The sequence below is a fragment of the Nonomuraea sp. NPDC050022 genome, assembly GCF_044460705.1.
Classification (GTDB): Bacteria; Actinomycetota; Actinomycetes; order Streptosporangiales; family Streptosporangiaceae; genus Nonomuraea.
Window position 1 is genome coordinate 477,495 of record NZ_JBITKE010000002.1, and the last position, 16,287, is coordinate 493,781.

General features: G+C 67.3%; 10 protein-coding genes and 4 pseudogenes. 10 read left to right on the forward strand and 4 right to left on the reverse strand.

Annotated elements, in window-relative coordinates:
- Positions 1–35 precede the first annotated feature (35 nt).
- The 4 genes from ACIBO2_RS08720 to ACIBO2_RS08735 are packed head-to-tail and all read left to right on the forward strand — an operon-like array spanning position 36 to position 3,347.
- A complete protein-coding gene (locus ACIBO2_RS08720) occupies positions 36–923 on the forward strand; it encodes an ABC transporter ATP-binding protein (RefSeq protein ID WP_358551172.1) in 888 nt (295 codons plus the stop codon).
- Complete coding sequence (locus ACIBO2_RS08725) at positions 920–1,645, forward strand: ABC transporter permease (RefSeq protein WP_358551170.1); 726 nt, start codon at positions 920–922, stop codon at positions 1,643–1,645. Before ACIBO2_RS08720 ends, ACIBO2_RS08725 begins: the two co-directional genes overlap by 4 nt.
- Before the next feature lie 11 nt (positions 1,646–1,656).
- Complete coding sequence (locus tag ACIBO2_RS08730; protein WP_358551168.1) at positions 1,657–2,742, forward strand: histidine kinase; 1,086 nt, start codon at positions 1,657–1,659, stop codon at positions 2,740–2,742.
- The gene (locus tag ACIBO2_RS08735; RefSeq protein WP_358205012.1) at positions 2,739–3,347 is read left to right on the forward strand and encodes a response regulator transcription factor; all 609 of its coding nucleotides are present in this window, start codon (positions 2,739–2,741) and stop codon (positions 3,345–3,347) included. The genes ACIBO2_RS08730 and ACIBO2_RS08735 overlap by 4 nt, the downstream gene beginning before the upstream one ends.
- A 14-nt stretch (positions 3,348–3,361) precedes the next feature.
- On the opposite strand, the gene npdG is transcribed toward ACIBO2_RS08735, so the two are convergent.
- Entirely contained in the window at positions 3,362–4,012 is a 651-nt protein-coding gene (npdG, locus tag ACIBO2_RS08740) for an NADPH-dependent F420 reductase (protein WP_397296066.1), read from the reverse strand.
- 143 nt (positions 4,013–4,155) lie between these two features.
- Here npdG and ACIBO2_RS08745 point away from each other — a divergent pair.
- The 3 genes and pseudogenes from ACIBO2_RS08745 to ACIBO2_RS08755 form a co-directional block, all read left to right on the forward strand.
- Positions 4,156–5,007, forward strand: a pseudogene (locus ACIBO2_RS08745) (IS1380 family transposase); the annotation flags it as partial.
- A 188-nt stretch (positions 5,008–5,195) separates the two neighbouring features.
- Positions 5,196–6,029, forward strand: a complete 834-nt coding sequence (locus tag ACIBO2_RS08750) for a hypothetical protein (protein ID WP_397296068.1) — start codon at positions 5,196–5,198, stop codon at positions 6,027–6,029.
- Positions 6,026–6,523: pseudogene (locus ACIBO2_RS08755) on the forward strand (transposase family protein); the annotation flags it as partial. The gene ACIBO2_RS08750 and the pseudogene ACIBO2_RS08755, both read left to right, overlap by 4 nt.
- Before the next feature lie 411 nt (positions 6,524–6,934).
- Here ACIBO2_RS08755 and ACIBO2_RS08760 read toward each other — a convergent pair.
- Positions 6,935–7,318 carry a hypothetical protein gene (locus ACIBO2_RS08760; protein WP_357961394.1) on the reverse strand — a complete coding sequence of 128 codons (384 nt, stop codon included), beginning with the start codon at positions 7,316–7,318 and terminating at the stop codon, positions 6,935–6,937.
- Complete coding sequence (locus tag ACIBO2_RS08765; protein ID WP_397296070.1) at positions 7,315–9,921, reverse strand: polymorphic toxin-type HINT domain-containing protein; 2,607 nt, start codon at positions 9,919–9,921, stop codon at positions 7,315–7,317. The genes ACIBO2_RS08760 and ACIBO2_RS08765 overlap by 4 nt, the downstream gene beginning before the upstream one ends.
- Before the next feature lie 80 nt (positions 9,922–10,001).
- On the opposite strand from ACIBO2_RS08765, the pseudogene ACIBO2_RS08770 reads away from it, so the two are divergent.
- Positions 10,002–11,184: pseudogene (locus ACIBO2_RS08770) on the forward strand (IS3 family transposase).
- Positions 11,185–11,325: 141 nt separating this feature from the next.
- On the opposite strand, the pseudogene ACIBO2_RS08775 reads toward ACIBO2_RS08770, so the two are convergent.
- A pseudogene (locus ACIBO2_RS08775) lies at positions 11,326–15,261 on the reverse strand (RHS repeat domain-containing protein); the annotation flags it as partial.
- A gap of 243 nt (positions 15,262–15,504) precedes the next feature.
- Between ACIBO2_RS08775 and ACIBO2_RS08780 the strand changes: the two are divergent.
- Together ACIBO2_RS08780 and ACIBO2_RS08785 are read left to right on the forward strand one after the other, a co-directional pair.
- Positions 15,505–15,933 carry a hypothetical protein gene (locus ACIBO2_RS08780; RefSeq protein WP_358551150.1) on the forward strand — a complete coding sequence of 143 codons (429 nt, stop codon included), beginning with the start codon at positions 15,505–15,507 and terminating at the stop codon, positions 15,931–15,933.
- Positions 15,934–16,023: 90 nt separating this feature from the next.
- Positions 16,024–16,278, forward strand: a complete 255-nt coding sequence (locus tag ACIBO2_RS08785) for a hypothetical protein (protein ID WP_397296072.1) — start codon at positions 16,024–16,026, stop codon at positions 16,276–16,278.
- Positions 16,279–16,287 lie beyond the last annotated feature (9 nt).

Here is a 16,287-nt window from a genome sequence, read left to right on the forward strand (position 1 = left end):
GGCGCCGCACCGCACCTCCCGAAATAGTCGTACATATGACAGCGATTCATGTGGAAGACGTCAGGAAGCGCTACGGGGACTTCACGGCGGTCAACGGCATCTCGTTCGAGGTGGCCGAGGGGGAGATCTTCGCCCTCCTGGGCCACAACGGCGCGGGCAAGACCACGGTGATCGAGCTGCTGGCCGGGTTCCAGCAGCCGGACGGGGGCGCCTGCCGGGTGCTCGGCCTCGACCCCGCAAGGGACCGGGCGGCCGTCAGACGGCGCACCGGCATCATGCTGCAGGACGCCGGGTTCTTCCCGGATCTGACCGTCGCGCAGACCGTCGACATCTGGCGTGACCTCATCGTCACGCCGAGGCCCCGCGAGGAGGCGCTGGAGCTGGCGGGCCTGCTGCCGAAGGCGGGCACCCGGGTGCGCCAGCTCTCCGGCGGCGAGAAGCGGCGGCTCGACCTGGCGCTGGCCCTGCTGGGCCGGCCCGAGGTCCTGTTCCTGGACGAGCCGACCACCGGCATGGATCCCGAGGCGCGCCGCAACACCTGGGAGGTCATCCGCGACCTGGCCGGGCAGGGCACCACGGTCCTGCTGACCACTCACTACCTGGACGAGGCGCAGCGGCTGGCCGCCTCGATGGCCATCATGGACGGGGGCGAGATCGTCGCGTCCGGCGGGATGGCGGAGACGCTCGCCGCGCGGAGCGGGCGGGTGGCGTTCCGGCTGCCGCCGGGGACCGCACCGGACGACCTGCCGCTCCCGGTCACCCTGGAGGGCGAGACGGCCGTGTGCCGGGCGGCCGACCCCGACCTGGCCGCGCAGACGCTGCTGAGCTGGGCAGCCGAACGCGGCCTGCGCCTGGCGGGCCTGGAGGTCCGCACCGCCACCCTCGAAGACCTCTTCCTCGACCTGTCCAGGAGCGCCCGATGAGCTACGCCGCGACCTACCGGCTCGGCACCAGACTGTTCTGGCAGGACCGGGCCATGCTGTTCGCCTCGGTGATCACGCCCGTGGGGCTGAGCGTCGGCCTGCCGGTGCTCATGCGGCATGTGACGGCCGACGGGGTGGCCAACGCCACTCAGCTCTCCCATGGCATGACCTCGATCCTGCTGTCGCTCACCGCGTTCATGAACGTCGCCGTGGCGCTGACCACGCGCCGCGACCAGCTCGTGCTCAAGCGGCTGCGTGCCACCGGGCTGACCGACGGGCAGATCCTCTCCGGCCAGATCGCCAGCACCGCCACGCAGACCGTGGTCGTGACCGCCCTGTGCGCCGTGGCGGTGCGCCTGCTCGCCGACGTGCCGGTCCCCGCGAACCCGCTGGTGTACGCCGGGGCGGTCGTCGTGGGTGCGGTCGTCATGGCCACGCTCGGCGTCGCCTACACCGCCGTGATCCCGCGCACCGAGCTGGCCGCCCCCATCACGATGCCCATCTTCCTGGTGTCCGGGATCGCCTCCGGCGCGATGGGCCCGATCCGCGAGGTCCTGCCCGCCTGGGTGGGGTCCGTACTCGACCTGCTGCCCACCTCCGCCGTCGTGCACGCCCTCAGGACCGGCGAGGTGGCGCTGCCCGCGCTGAACCTGGCCGTCTGGGCGGTCATCGGCGTCGTGGCGATCCGGCTCTGGTTCCGGTGGGAGCCCCGGCGGTCATAATAAGTCCGGACATGAACTCCTCCTCCGCGCAGCGGCTCGCCCGTGTCCTGATCACGGCCGTATCTGTCGCGTACTCGTTCATCGGGCTGCTCTACTTCGCCAGCGGCCCGCGCAACGGATTCGTGGCGAGCGCGGCCGTGATCGGCGTCGTCATGACCCATTACCTGAACATGCGGGCCGGGCTGCGCGGCGAGCGGCCGCCGCTCTTCCCGCTGACGCTGGTGCTGCAGGTGCTCGCCACGTACGTGCCCGACTACCTGCTGCCCTCGGGCTGGTCGGCCGTGACGGCGCCGATGCTGGCCGGAAGCCTGCTGGTCTTCCTGCCGCTGCGCTGGAGCGGTCCGCTGGTGGGCGCGATGACGCTGTGGGACGGCGGCTCGATCTTCGCCTGGTCCGCCAACCCGGTTTTAGCCCTCTTCTACGGTCTCTCCGTATCCACCACCGGCGCGATGATCTACGCCATGGTCCGGTTCGTCCGCGTGACCGTAGACCTCTCACACGCCAGGGCGGAGCTCGCCGAGGCCGCCGTACTCAAGGAACGGCTGCGCATCTCCCGTGACTTGCACGACGGGCTCGGCCGCAGCCTGACGGCGATCGCCCTCAAGGGCGACCTGGCCGCCCGCCTGATGGACCGCGACCCCACCGCGGCGCGCGGCGAGGTGGGTGAGCTGGTGCAGGTGGCGAGGGAGGCGGCGCAGGATGTACGGCAGGTGGCGCGGGGATACCGGGAGCTGTCACTGGTGAGCGAGGTGGATCGGGCGGTGGCGCTGCTGGAGTCGTCGGGGGTCGGCTGCCAGGTGCATCTGGTGGACGCCGCGCTGCCGGAGCGGTCGGAGGCGGCGCTGGCGTGGGGCGTGCGGGAGGCGGTCACCAACGTGCTGCGCCACAGCCGCGCCACCACCTGCACGATCAGCACATCCCTGACAGAGGATCGGCTGCGGCTCGAAGTGGTCAACGACGGCGCCGATCACGATGGCCACGAGTCCGGCGGGGGGTTGACCGGGCTGGCGGAGCGGGCCGCCCAGGCGGGCGGGACGGCCGGTGCCGCCGCGACGGGCAGCGGCGGATTCCGCCTGACCGTGGAGGTGCCCGCGTGATCCGAGTACTGCTGGCCGAGGACATGCACATGATCAGGGCGGCCCTCACGGCCCTACTCCGCCTGGAACCCGACATCGAGGTGGCCGCGGAGGTGACCCGGGGCGACGAGATCGTACCCGCCGCCCTGAAGACCCGGCCCGACGTGGCGATCGTGGACATCGACCTGCCGGTGATCGACGGCATCACCGCCGCCGCCGAGCTCCGCGAACGGCTTCCGTCGTGCCGTATCCTGGTGCTCACGGCGATGGGCCAGCCCGGCCAGGTGCGCCGCGCGCTCGGGGCGGGCATCGAGGCGTTCCTGGTCAAGGACGCGCCCGGCCACCGCCTGGCCGACGCCATCAGGCGCACCGCCGCCGGGCTCCGCGTACTCGACGCCGAACTGGTGGCATCGGCGATGGAGTACGGCGAGAGCCCCCTCACCCCACGGGAGACCACCGTGCTGCGGGAGGCCGCCCGTGGCGCGTCGGCGGAGGAGATCGCCGCCCGCCTCCACCTGTCGGCGGGCACGGTGCGCAACCACCTGACGGGAGCGATCACGAAGACGGGCGCCCGCAACAAGATCGACGCCATCCGCATCGCCGAGGACGCGGGCTGGCTTCCTTAAAGGCTTAAAGGTCGTCACACGTCGGTGACGCGGACTCCGGCGTGGGCCTTGTAGCGGCGGTTGATGGAGATCAGGTTCGCCGTCAGGGCCTCGACCTGGAAGGCGTTACGGAGCCGCCCGCCGTAGACGCCGCGCACGCCGGGAATGACCGACGCGAGCGCCTGCACCATGTCGGTCGCCTCGCGGTCGTCACCGAGCACCAGCACGTCCAGATCGACCTTCTCCACGGCCGGATCCATCAGCACCACCGCCGACACGTGGTGGAAGGCCGCCACCACCCGGCTGTCCGGCAGCACCGCGGCGGCCTGCTGGGCGGCGCTCCCCTCCTCGACGGGCAGCGCGTAGGCGCCCTGCTTGTCGAAGCCCAGCGGATTGACGCAGTCGACCACGATCTTCCCGGCCAGCTCAGTGCGCAGCGACTCCAGCAGCGCCTTGTGCCCGTCGTACGGCACCGCCACGATCACCAGGTCGGCCTCGGTGGCGACCACCGCGTTCTCAGCCCCTCGGGCACCGGACCCGATCGAATTGGCCGCCTCCTGGGCACGAGCCTCGCTCCGCGAACCGATCAGCACCGGGTGCCCGGCCAACGCGAACCGCCGCGCCAGCCCCTTCCCCTGGTCTCCGGTCCCACCCAGAATCCCAATCGAAATGCCGTTCACAGTCATTCCGCATTCCTATCAGCCCGCATCACCTCCGAGCACGCCGGGCCCCAAGGGCGCAAGGCATGGTCCCTCATGAGGGCGCGCTTCGCGCGTGGTGATTTCGGGGCTGTTCTTCCCAGGGACCTGCCGGCCCCTTCGACCCCGGCTTCGCCGACCACGGCGCCGACGGCTCCGGCGAACCGCTGGCCATCGTGCTGCGACCGGGCAACGCCGGCTCCAACACCGCCGCCGACCACATCGAAGCCACCCGGCTGGCCCTGGCCCAGCTGCCCCAGCACCGCCGCCGCCAGATGCTGATCCGCACCGACTCCGGCGGCGGCACCCACGAGTTCCTGACCTGGCTCACCAAGCCCGGCCGCCGGCTGTCGTACTCGATCGGGTTCACCCTCACCGAGCAGATTCGGCAGGCCGTGCTGCGCCTGCCCAAGAGCGCCTGGACGCCCGCCTACAACGCCGACCGGGAGGTCCGGCCCGGCGCCTGGGTCGCCGAGCTGACCGGCGTGCTAGACCTGACCGGCCGGCCCAAAGGCATGCGCGTCATCGCCCGCAAGGAGCGCCCGCACCCCGGCGCCCAGCTGCGCTTCACCGACGTCGACGGCTGCCGCGTCACCTGCTTCGTCACCAACACCACACGCGGGCAGCTCGCCGACCTGGAACTACGTCACCGCCGCCGAGCCCGCGCCGAAGACCGCATCCGCTGCGCCAAGGACACCGGCCTGGCCAACCTGCCCCTGCACCACTTCGCCCGCAACCAGATCTGGTGCGAACTCGTCGCCCTGGCCTGCGAACTGCTCACCTGGATGCAGATGCTCGCCCTGCCCGGCACCGCCGCCCGCGGCTACGAACCCAAACGCCTGCGCCTGCGGCTGTTCGCGGTGACCGGACGGCTGGTGCGCGGCGGCCGCCGGCTGCGCCTGCGCATCGCGGGGCGATGGCCCTGGGCCCGTGACATCCTCACCGCGCTGGACCGCCTACAAGCGCTGCCCGCACCACCCTGACCAGCCACCCACCGCCCCTACGACCAGGAAAGGACACCCGCGGGCCCGTGGAACCCCGCCCACCCGGCGCGACAGCCGGGCCGATGCGCTGACCACCGCCCGGATTCAACCCTCAGCCGGACCGCTCAGCCGACCAAACCTTGGTCATGAAAGATCGAGGCTAACGAATGGCGATTACGCTAGTGATCATGAATCGCCTGAACTTCGATTTCGAGTACGCCAACGGCATCACCCATGCCCGGCTGATCGCCGAGTTCGGGCAGGACGTTATCGAACGCCACTGGGCTGGCCTCTACGAGCTCGACTATCCTGACGACCCGCAATACAACCCCTTGCTCCGCTACGGCGTTAACAACAACAACCGGGAGGAAGTTGCGGTCTATCTCGGTCTGGCCTGGGCGTTCACAGCCGGACAACATCGGTTCGCTGTCCCGACCTGGGCACGCGACGAGGCGATCCGTTACCTGGGGCGGCACGACTACGACTTCATAACCTGGGAATACGAGATCGATGCCGAGCGGGCGGACTGGCCGACCCGCGACCATGGATTCGTCGTCCCCCGCGTCATGCTGCCCACTCGACCGGCTCCCACCGACTGGCAACGTGCACATCGACACGAGGCCGGACTTTTCGCTGCCCGCGACCTGCGTGAACTGACGGCCCTTACCACCAGCACGCTGATGGACGTCGACGGCAACGTGAACCTTTTCGGCCTCGCTGACGCTGACCGCAAGAAGGGGCTGCTTGAGTCACTGCGCGGACAGTCGCAACCCGAACTGGCGACCCTGCTCGCCCCAGGTGACGTCTTCGTCGACATCACCATCGGCTGCGACCTGGGAACCTACGACTCCCTCCTCGTCGTTGCCACCGGCGACCATCGGCATACCTGGCAAGCGATCATCGACGAGTACCGACGTCGCATCCACGCCTACGAGAAGGCCATCGACTCCTTGCATACCTTCAACGACCTCTGCTTGGCGTTAGCCGCGCTGCAGAGCTCAGTCAACGACAACACCGAATAGCACCCAAGCAATCTCCGCTGAACTACGTCGCTGGGGTGATCCGCCGGCATCGCAAGACGATCGGGTCGGCCTGGCGGCTGCTCAACGCGGGTCAGCAGGCATTGCTGGTGCTGGTCTACCTGCGCAAGGGCGAGACGTTCACCGAGCGCGGAGCCGGTTTTGGGCTGTCGACCGCGACCGCGTGGCGGTATGTGGAGGAGACGATCGCGCTGCTGTCGGCCCGGTCGCCCAAGCTCGGCCAGGCGCTGCGCAAGGCCAAGCGGGACGGGCTGCACTACCTGGTGCTGGACGGCACGCTGATCCACACTGACCGGATCAAGGCCGACCGGCCGTACTTCTCCGGCAAGCACCGCGTGCATGGCATGAACGTGCAGGTCCTCGCCTCACCGAACGGGACGATCCTGTGAACCTCCGGAGCGTTACCGGGCAAGGCCCACGACCTGAGCGCCGCCCGCATCTGGGGCATCCTGCGCGCCCTCGAGGAAGCGGGCTTGGCCACCCGCTCACGCAGCGCGCAATACACCCCGCGCATGACGTGATCTCGCGTATACCTTCTCGTCTCGCTCACCGCGCCCGACCCATCCGGTAGTACTGAACCGGCGCTACTTTGTCGAGGCTACTCCCACCCTCCTTGGTGATCCCCGGGTCAGGCTGCCTCCAGCTTTACCCCGCCGCTACGACGGCGAAGAAACGGATGGTCTTCCACCTCCATCCGGAAATAACCGCGCCTCGTGGCGCACTTGTACTCGTCACACAGTCTTGATCACGAGCGGCTGCTCTCGTTGTTCCCGCTTCCGGTCACAAGATCGCATCGGCCTATCGCGCATTCATGCTGGTCACGCCGTGAATAGCGACTGCCGTATTAGCGGGGCTCACCTATCCGTACAGCTTCTCAGCGCCCAGGTTCAGGTCAGGACCTCAAGCGAAACCGTTGCGATTGCAGCGATCACGTCGAACTGTACCGGTCCCTCTACCCTAAGCCAGAGCAACGGCGGCAAGGAAGTTGAGCGTACGAGGTCAAGAGAGATACCGTCGGGCCAAGGCGCATTCTCAGGTCCCAGCACCGTTGCCATCACCTGATCCAGCGGCCCGGCTCCGGGCCCGGGAGTCCTACCAATGGAGAAGAAATACAAATCTCGAAAGGCGAGCATAATATCCGGCTTCTCGGGCCCCCAGCGGAGACCGATCTCAAGAGCATCAACGTCATCGACTTGCGCCAAAGAGAGTCGATCCACGACGTACCCCTCGCAGCGCGGCGCAACCTTGAGGAACTGATCAAATGCGCTCATCGTACTACGAACTCCCCCGTTGAATGCCCAGTTGCGACCTTTCCGTCCGGGCCGTATCTGACACTGTAGTTCTTTTGGTTCGGACCAGGATCAATCTTCGGTCCGATCCTTTGAACTTCTCCGTTCGGCCGGATCCAAAGCACACTCCCGTCTGAATGGTCGTACCTCCGGTATCCACCCTTGGTCTCCGACTTAAAGGTAAAGCCACGGCTGTAGATCTCCTGCTCGGCTTCAGCGAGAGATTTCCCGTGAAGGTTTGGCAGGGTTGCAACGCTACAGGGCCCATTGCTGTTGTGGACGAGGACCGGGGTGGCAGCTGCGAGCACATAGTACGCGTGGATGTCGTCGATTGTCAGGTTGTACATGTACTGCGCGCCGGCGAAGGCTCGCACCTTGACGATTGTGACGCGGCCACCACGGGGTGTCCGGAGGGTATCCGCGGGATGCAAGTCAGCGGCATCGACCCAGGTCTTTTTGGTGGCGTTCCAGAAGGGGTGGTGCTGGGTCGTGTGGATGGTGGCGTGGCCATCGGCGGTCGGGATGGTGATGTCGGCCAGGTCGGTGTCGCGGTTGCGGTGGAGTGCTGCGACCTTCTTGGCGCCGCTTTTGCCCGTCTCGGGGTCGTCGGCGAGCACTTTGTCGCCGACCTTGATCTCTTCTATTCGTTTTTTGGTGCCGTTGGCCATGAGGACGTAGGTGCCAGCCGCGAAGCTATCGAGACACTTGCGAAGTGCCTTGACGCCCTTAGTGCCGACCGCGACTTCAGCCTCTTTAACGGCTGTCTTTGCTCCAGCGCGCGCTGCGGCACGAACCAACGCCGCGCCGATGCCTTTAACGACTCCGCCTATGCCGGTTACAGCCCCGATGATGTTCGATACGTCATCGTTTTCTTCGACCCGACCCTCGTCGCATTTGTTGTGATCCTTGCATGGAACCTGCGACTTCATGGCGTCGTCTTCCCGCTGCTGCCGAATCTTGTCTGCAGCCAGAGCGTCGCGGGTTCGATTGCGCTCGTTTGCGGTTGCCTGCTTGTGCAGCCGCTTTCTTTCTTTCCTTTCGAGCTTGATCTCCCATGTCTTCTTTTTCTGGCCGCTGGGCTTGTGTGTTTTGGAGAAGGTTTTGTCGGATTTGGCGTTTCCGGTGTCGACCCGGCGACCGTCGGGGTCGGATTGGGTGATGGGGTCGTTGGCGGCGTAGCTGTAGGGGTTGGCCCATTCGGGGGTGCGTAGGTCGAGTTCGGGGTCGGTGGAGATAAATTTGGCGATGGCGGGGTCGTAGTAGCGGGCGCCGAGATAGTCCAGGCCGGTGGCGGCGTCTTCGATCTTGCCGAGGAAGCCTCGGTCGGTGAAGGGCAGGTCGTCGCCGCCGCGGCGCTGGCCGTACGGCAGGTAGCGTTCGCGGTTGATGGTGCCGGTGGTGGCGTTGATGGCCAGTTGGGTGCTGCCGTGCTGGCCGGCCAGGAGCCAGGTGACGCCGGTGGCGTCGCGCATGGCGATCGGGGAGCCGTCGCTGGCGCTGTAGTAGCGCTTGCCCGCGACTAGGCCGCCAGACAGGCGCAGTTCCATCGGGCCGAGGTAGAGGGTGGTGCTGCCGTCGGGGTCGCGGCGGATCAGCCGCTGCCCAGCGGCGTCGTAGACCATCGAGGTCTGCTTGCCGTCGACGGTTGCCTGTGCCAGCTGGCCGAGTTGGTCGAAGTCGAAGGTGGCCTGCTTGCCGGCCACGGTGCGAGCTGACAACTGCCCGGCGTTGTCGTAGGCGTAGGTGTCGGTGCCGGTGGGACGGGTGATGGAGGTGACGGCATTGGGCCGGACCGCGGTGGCGCCGGGGGCGGGATAGGAGTAGGTGGCGGTCTGGCCGTTGTCGGTCAGGCTGGTGAGGTTGCCGACCTTGTCGTAGGAATACGCCTGGCTGTAGGGGTCCAAGCCCTTGGCGTCGCCTGTCCCGGTGCACGAGGAAGCGGTGGTGGTGTAGGCGGTCTTCAGCCGGAGTAGGCCGTCGTAGGTGAAGCATTCGGACTGACCGTCGGTGGTACCGGGGATGGCCGAGGCGGCGTCCAGGACGCGGGTGATGGTGCCGGCGACGTTGTAGCTGTAGCGGTCGTCCTGGACGGTGTCGGGGGTGCTGGTGTCGGCCTTGGTCTGGGTGGAGACCCGCGAGAGCCAGTCGGTGGTGGTGTCGCGTTCGAGGGTGCGTTTGATCTGACCGGCGGCGCCCAGCGAGCGGGTGGCGAGTTTGCCGGTGGGGGTGAAGGCGGTGTCCTTGACGTAGGTGAAGCCGCCCAGGTCGGAGGTCATTCCCTTGGCGAAGCCGAGGTCGGTGTAGGCGTAGGTGAGCTTCTCGGCGGCTAACCCGCCGGCGTCGGGCAGGCTCTGCTCACGCAGGTTGCCTGCGGCGTCGTAGGCGGAGGTGAAGGTGTAGTCGCGGCCGAGGTTGCCTTCGCTGGCCGGGATGGTCAGTTTGGTGGCGGTGGGCCGGTAGTCGCTGTCGTAGGCGGTGACGGTCTGGGTGTAGGCCTGACCACCGGTGTAGCGGGTGGCAGCGCCGGGCTGGCCCTTGGCGACGGTGTCGTAGCTGAACTCAGCAAGCTTGGTGCCGGTGGACACTTCCCCGGCCCATTGTGAAGTTCCCCCCGAGGTGAGGACACCCCTGACAATGGATCTTGTCCATAGAGGGGAGCCTTCGGGTGGCACGACCGTCGAAGTTCGGCGAGGAGTTCAAGCGAGACGCGGTGAGGCTGGTCCGTACAACGGGCCGGACCTGCGCTGATGTGGCGCGAGAGCTCGGGATGAACCGCGAGACCTTGCGTACCTGGGTGCGGGAGGCCGAGACCAGCGACAGCGAGTCGGGAGTGGGCCTGGCCAAGGCCGAACGCGACGAACTCGCCCGGCTGCGCAAGCGGGTCGCCGAGCTGGAGACCGAGAAGGAGATCCTCCGCAAGGCGGCCGCCTATTTTGCGAAGGAGATGGATCGTTGACCAGCCGCTTCAGGTTCATCTCCGCCCACGCCGGCTACGGCATCGCGCGGCTGTGCAGGGTGTTGAATGTCGGACGCAGCGCCTTCTACGCCTGGCGGGCGCGCGAACCCGCCCGCCAGGCCAGGGCGGCCGAGGACGAGCGGATCGTGGCGAAGATCCGAGCCTTCCACACCGACTCGGGTGGGACCAACGGTTCCCCGCGGATCACCGCCGACCTGCGCGATGACGGAGAGATCGTCAACGAGAAGCGAGTAGCCCGGCTGATGCGTGCCGCGGGCGTCGTCGGCCTGCACCTGCGTAAGGGCAGGCGGACCACCATCCCTGATCAGGCGGCCGCTGCCGTGTCCGACCTGCTCGGTCGCGACTTCAGCACGGGCGCGGTGGACGAGCGGTGGTGCGGCGATATCACCTATCTGCCGGTCGGTGACTCGTGGCTGTACCTGGCCACGGTCATCGACATCGGATCACGCCGGCTGATCGGCTGGTCGATCGCCGGCCACCTGCGCACGGAACTGATCAGTGACGCGCTGACCGCGGCGGTCGCCACACGGGGCGGCGACGTGAAAGATGTGATCTTCCACTCCGACCGCGGTTGTCAGTACACCTCGGCCGAGTTCGCCAGGCTGTGCTCGGCCAACGGCATCCGCCGATCGAGCGGAAGAACGGGAACGTGCCTGGACAACGCGCTCGCCGAGGCGTTCAACGCCACCCTCAAGCGTGAACTGCTCCACGGACCCGGCAAACGCCGCTGGAGCGACGAGGCCGAGGCCCGCACGGACATCTTCCGCTGGATCGCCCGCTATAACCACCGCCGAAGGCACTCCGCGATCGGAAACCTGCCCCGACCGTCTATGAAGATCGGCTCGCTAGACTGACCGCACTGGCTGCATGAAACCGGGTGTCCACGCCCCGGGGGGAACGCCAATTGGATGGTGCGCCGGCCCAGGTCGTCGTAGCTGTTGGAGATCTTCTGGTTCTTGCCGTCGATGCTGAAGGCCAGCCGACCCGCCAGGTCGTAGCCGTAGCTGGAGGCACCCGCGTCCGGGTCGGTGGCGGCGGTGCGCCGGTTCAGCCAGTCGAAGGTGTAGGTGCGGACGTTGCCGTTGGCGTCCGTCATCTTCGTGAGGTTGTCGTGCAGGTCGTAGCTGTAGCTGGTGTCCTGGTGGGTGGTGGCGTCGGCCCACTCCTCGACCTTGACGGCACGGTCGAAGGCGTCGGTGACGGTGGCGGTCTTGCCGCCGACGGGCGGGGTGACCTCGGTGCGGTCGGCGCCGGGATAGGCGGTGCTGGTGCGGCGCAGCTCGGTGTCGAGGTGGTAGGCGATCGAGGCGACCGGGCGTTCCTGGTCGTCGTAGACGGTCTTGGTCCACTGCGGCAGGCTGGTCAGCGCGGGGTTGAGCAGCCCGCTGCCCGGCTGGCCGGTGTTGTGCACCGGCTCGGAGACCGCGCTGGTCAGGCCGCGTGGGTCGTAGGTGGTGGCGGTGACGATCCGGCCGCCGGATGGGGAGTCTGTCTGCGCCTCGCGAGCCCGGCCCAAGCCATCCTCGTAGCTGATGCTACTGGTGTACTTCGTGCCGGTCAGAAGTTGCTTGACGGTCGTCTTGATCGGCGCGGTCGGCTGACCTAACCAGCCATTCCAGGCGATGTCATAGGCCACCGTCGCACTTGGGATACCGCCGCTGCGCGGCTGGCCCGGCTTCCACAACGCGGTGGTACGGCCGAGCGCGTCGTAGTCCATCTCGGTGGTCTTGCCGTTGGCGTCGGTGACCGCGACCGCGTCGCCCAGGCGAAGCGAGAGCCGGGCGGTGATGGTGTGGCCGAGCGGGTTGGTGGTAGTAATGCCGGTACTGGGCCAACCGACGGGCGGGGTGTACGTAGTCGTAGTGGTCTTACCGAGCGGGTCCACGCTGGTCAGCTGCCGGCCGTACTCGTCGAAGGTGGCCTTGGCGGTGGAGATGGTGGACGCGTTGGCGTAGGTGCGGACCTCGGTGGGGTTGCCGTCGCTGGGCTTGTTGGTCGCTGGGTCGGTGCCCAGGTCGTACAGGCTGACGGTCTTGCCGATCAACGCCCCGGCGGCGCAGTCGTCGCCCGAGCGCTCCTCCACCACTGACGGGAAGTCCAGCAGCCACTGACCGGCGTCGGCGTTGCGTGCGTACGTGGTCGTGGTGCACGTGTTGTCGGTGGTGACGCCGTCCTGGCCGTAGTCGTTGACCTTGTTCGGCAGGCCGTCGGCGTTGTAGCCGGTCTTGGAATCGATATAGCGCCAGGCGCCGCCGGTTATCTTGTCGCGGGAGCGCTCGCGGGTCTGCAGCACCAACGCCGGATCCATGGCGCCGGGCCCGTTGCCGGTGGTCTGGATCGTGTACTCCCACCGGGTGGAATCCACCTCGGTATAGGCGCGCGGGCTGAGCGCGGTCATCTTCCACGACTGCTCCTGCAGCACGTTGCCCTGCAGGATTGGCTTGTCCACCACGGTGCCGCCGTCGAAGTCGGTGAGCGTCTCGCCGGTACCGCCCAGGAAGGTGCGGGTGGTGGCGGTGTACCCGGCCGGGTCGGTGCCCGTCCCGTCGATGGTGCGGACTTGGCTGTAACCGCGCCAGTCCGAGCTCGGCGGCGCCTGCGCAGGCTCGGCGAACTGCACCGGCTTGGCCCAGCGAGGCTTGCCGACGAACTCGTACTGATGCACCATGTCCGGCGAGGCGCCGACCATGTCCCGTTCGACGACCTTGACCGCGAGCTGCTTGAAGAAGCGCGACCAGCTCTCATAACCGGAGTCAGGATCGCTGCCCATGTCGACGTCGTAGCAATCGCCGACCTTGTCGGTGAAATAGTTGGAGCCGTCACGGCCCTTGCCGCCGCCACACGCATCGGCCTGCCCGTAAGTGACCTCCGTGCGGCCGCCCATGCCGTTGCCGATCGCGGCGATGCGCGGCACCATCCGCCATGACAGCAGGTCGGTCCAGTCCGACATGGAGTCGTAGTCCATCTTGCCGGCCAGCATCACCGCGTCGAAGTCCAGCGGTGGCAACGCCACCTCCTGGGCGGCGGCCAGCCCGATCTGCTGCACGGTGTCCAGCCACAGCGCCGGATCGTCGGCCGGCCCGAAGTCGGTGCGCTGGTAGATCCAGGTCTGTGCCAGGTCCAGGCGGTCCACCGGATCCCAGCCGTTCGAGGTGGGGTTGAGCGACTCGGTCAGGACCGAGGTGAGTTTGCGGGTGGAGAAGAAGCCGATCGCGCTGTTGGCGCAGCCGGCGGCCTGCGTGCACTGCAGGTCGGTCGGCACGTCGACGCCGCCGCGATCGGTGGTGGTGAAGGTGGTACGCGCGGTCGGCACGCTGCCGGGCACCTGGGTGTTGTGGCCCCACTGCACCTTGGCCAGCGTGCCGCCCCGGTCATAGGGCAGCACCCGGTACAGCTCGTGCGTGCACGAGGGCAGGCAGAAGTAGTTGCTCTCCCGGTTGTAGGAGTAGTCGATCACGTTCTCGTTGGAGTCGAGCTCCTGGTCCAGGTTCCACCGCCACACCGTGCCGTTCTGGCTGGTGACCTTCCAATACGGCTGGCTGTCGGCTCCCCCGGCGACCTGCTCGATCTTCCAGCCGAAATCCGGAACCGTCTTCCAGCCACCGCCCGCATTGCGGTCCTTGACGATCTGCGCCGACCGGCCACCCGCCGACAGCACCAACTCCGACTGCGACCTGTCATTGGTGGAGCTGTCTTCGTCGGTGTCATCCGGCGATTCCCAGCACAACGCCTCCCCGCCGATCCCGAGCTCCTTGGCTTCCCAAATGAGCTCCGCGGTGTTTTCGTCGTAGGCGTTGTCGACGTAGCAGCGGCGATAGCGCCGCTCGATGAATCCGGCGCTCAGATCCCAGCCCGCCCCCACCACGCTGGACTGGTTGTTGGACCACTGGCCCTGCCCGTCCACCGACGACGCGTCGTACTGAAGCGACAGGTCCGGCCCGTCACTGCCCACCGATGGCGCCTCCGGCAATGGCACGTCATAGTCGAACCCGCCACCCGACGTGCCCGCCTGCCATGTCCCCGACGGCTTCAGATCGGTCGCACCCCAGTTGCCGTTCGGCCCCGTCATGCCGACCGACAGCATATACACCGACCCGGCGGCCAGCTGCGCCGCCAGCCGATCGCGCGTCACCTGGGCAGCCCACGCCTTACGATCCTTGCCCGGAGTCGTCGGCTTGACCGCCGCCGCACTCGCGCCGGCCGGCGCCGCCTCGACCTCCGCGGTCAGCGTCCCGGTCTTCGCGTCGTTCGTGGACGGCACCACCACTGGGCGCACCACGCACGTCTTCGGCCGCGGCACCTCCACCGCACACGCCGGCACCCGTACCAGCCGCAACCGGCTGACGAAGTCCCCACCGAACGCGTCCCGGAAGCCCGCGTACGAAAACTCCGCCCGTACCTTGCCCGGCGCCGCCCCGTCATCGGCCCGCACCATTCGAGCGGCGATCCCCACCCCGCCCAGAGCGCGGGCAACCTCCGGCGACAAGGTCTCCACCTTGACCTTGTCCAGCCCGCCGCCCTTGACCTGGCCCACCTTGACCGGCAACGTCCCGGCCTCGGCCACCTTGTCGACGGCCGACACCTCCACCTCGGCCGTGCCTGCCTTCGGCCACACCGGCTTACGCCGTTCCACCTTCGGTGCTGACTCCTCCGCGCCCCTGGGGACCTCGCGTTTCGGTACAGGGCGGCCGTCCACGGACTGTTCAGGGTCCGGCGCGGCAGCGGCAGCCCGCTCCACCAGCTGATCCGGCACCCCGACACTCGAAATCAGCACCATCGCGCAAAGCCCGACGATCAATGCCGCCAACCACATCCGTACACGCCGAGCCCGCATACCGCATCCCTTCAAGGCACGCTGACGCAGACCCCGGGAAACGGGGCCTGTGGGTGCCGTTTGCCGCCTGCCCAGCTGTTGCCGCTGACCGCTGTGATCTGATGCGAGCTCCATGTCAACCGGTTCGACACGCGCGGGGAATGGCGATCACCACGGTCTGCCAGTCAAACCTTTCGGTCCCATTGAACACAAAACGGATATCGAACCGCCATTCCCTTGCTTTCCAGCCAAAAACCGCATCGAGCGAATGCATGCCACCGCAATCACTGAATCTAGGGATCCCCCTCGTATGCCGCCGCGATGCACAGTCAGAGCAAGCATCCAGCCGAGGATGAATCCTTTCTCATGGAGGTAGACATGAAGAACTCAGTACGACTGCCAATGATGCTGGCAGCCTCTGCCATCATCGCCAGTGGCGTGTTCGCCGTCTCAAGCGCGACTGCGGACACCAATTCCGCAGCACTGTCCGCCAATCGGGCTGCCCCGGGAACCCTCTGGGCCAAAGTCAGCGCAAACGGAACCCTGCTCGCCGCATCGGGCATCAGGAACGTCAACAAATTCGGCGGGGGGCGCTACAACCTGACGACGGACTCCGACATCAGCAGATGCGCACTGACCGGAACGATCAACACGTCGGGTGGCAATGATCCCGGGCCGGGCAGTGCGTCGATCCTGGTCGGCGCGGTCAATGGAAGGACGCTTTTCGTTCGCACAGCGACGCCATCGGCTCAGCACCCGATGAACGTCGACGACGACCGACCGTTCTCCCTGGTGATCTCCTGTTGAGGCCCGCCGGCTTCTGAGCTGAGCAGATCAAACGCAAATCATCTTCACGCCCACGCCAGAAACGGCAACACATCGAGAAAGGAGTTTGTCGTGAGTTACCGAACTCGCCTGCTGGCCGGCGTGGCCACCGCTGCCGCCGCGACCAGTCTGCTGCTGGGAGCCGGCACCACTGCGATGGCCGCCATCGAAAGGACCGCCGTCAAGGCCCAGACCGTCCTCGGCCCTTACGCCAGCTTCGAAGTCTGCGCGGTATCCGGGCTGCAGGGCCAGCAGGCCGGTCAATGGGTTTCGTGGTTCTGCTCGCAGAACGGCACCACCCAATGGTGGTTGTTCACCACTCCCTGAAATACCCAT

What these genes read in the sequence shown, in the direction of transcription:
- ACIBO2_RS08725 (WP_358551170.1), top strand. Translation starts at nt 920, where the DNA reads ATGAGCTACGCCGCGACCTACCGGCTCGGCACCAGACTGTTCTGGCAG.
- ACIBO2_RS08720 (WP_358551172.1), top strand. Translation starts at nt 36, where the DNA reads ATGACAGCGATTCATGTGGAAGACGTCAGGAAGCGCTACGGGGACTTC.
- npdG (WP_397296066.1), bottom strand. Translation starts at nt 4,012, where the DNA reads ATGACTGTGAACGGCATTTCGATTGGGATTCTGGGTGGGACCGGAGAC.
- ACIBO2_RS08730 (WP_358551168.1), top strand. Translation starts at nt 1,657, where the DNA reads ATGAACTCCTCCTCCGCGCAGCGGCTCGCCCGTGTCCTGATCACGGCC.
- ACIBO2_RS08760 (WP_357961394.1), bottom strand. Translation starts at nt 7,318, where the DNA reads ATGAGCGCATTTGATCAGTTCCTCAAGGTTGCGCCGCGCTGCGAGGGG.
- ACIBO2_RS08750 (WP_397296068.1), top strand. Translation starts at nt 5,196, where the DNA reads ATGAATCGCCTGAACTTCGATTTCGAGTACGCCAACGGCATCACCCAT.
- ACIBO2_RS08780 (WP_358551150.1), top strand. Translation starts at nt 15,505, where the DNA reads ATGAAGAACTCAGTACGACTGCCAATGATGCTGGCAGCCTCTGCCATC.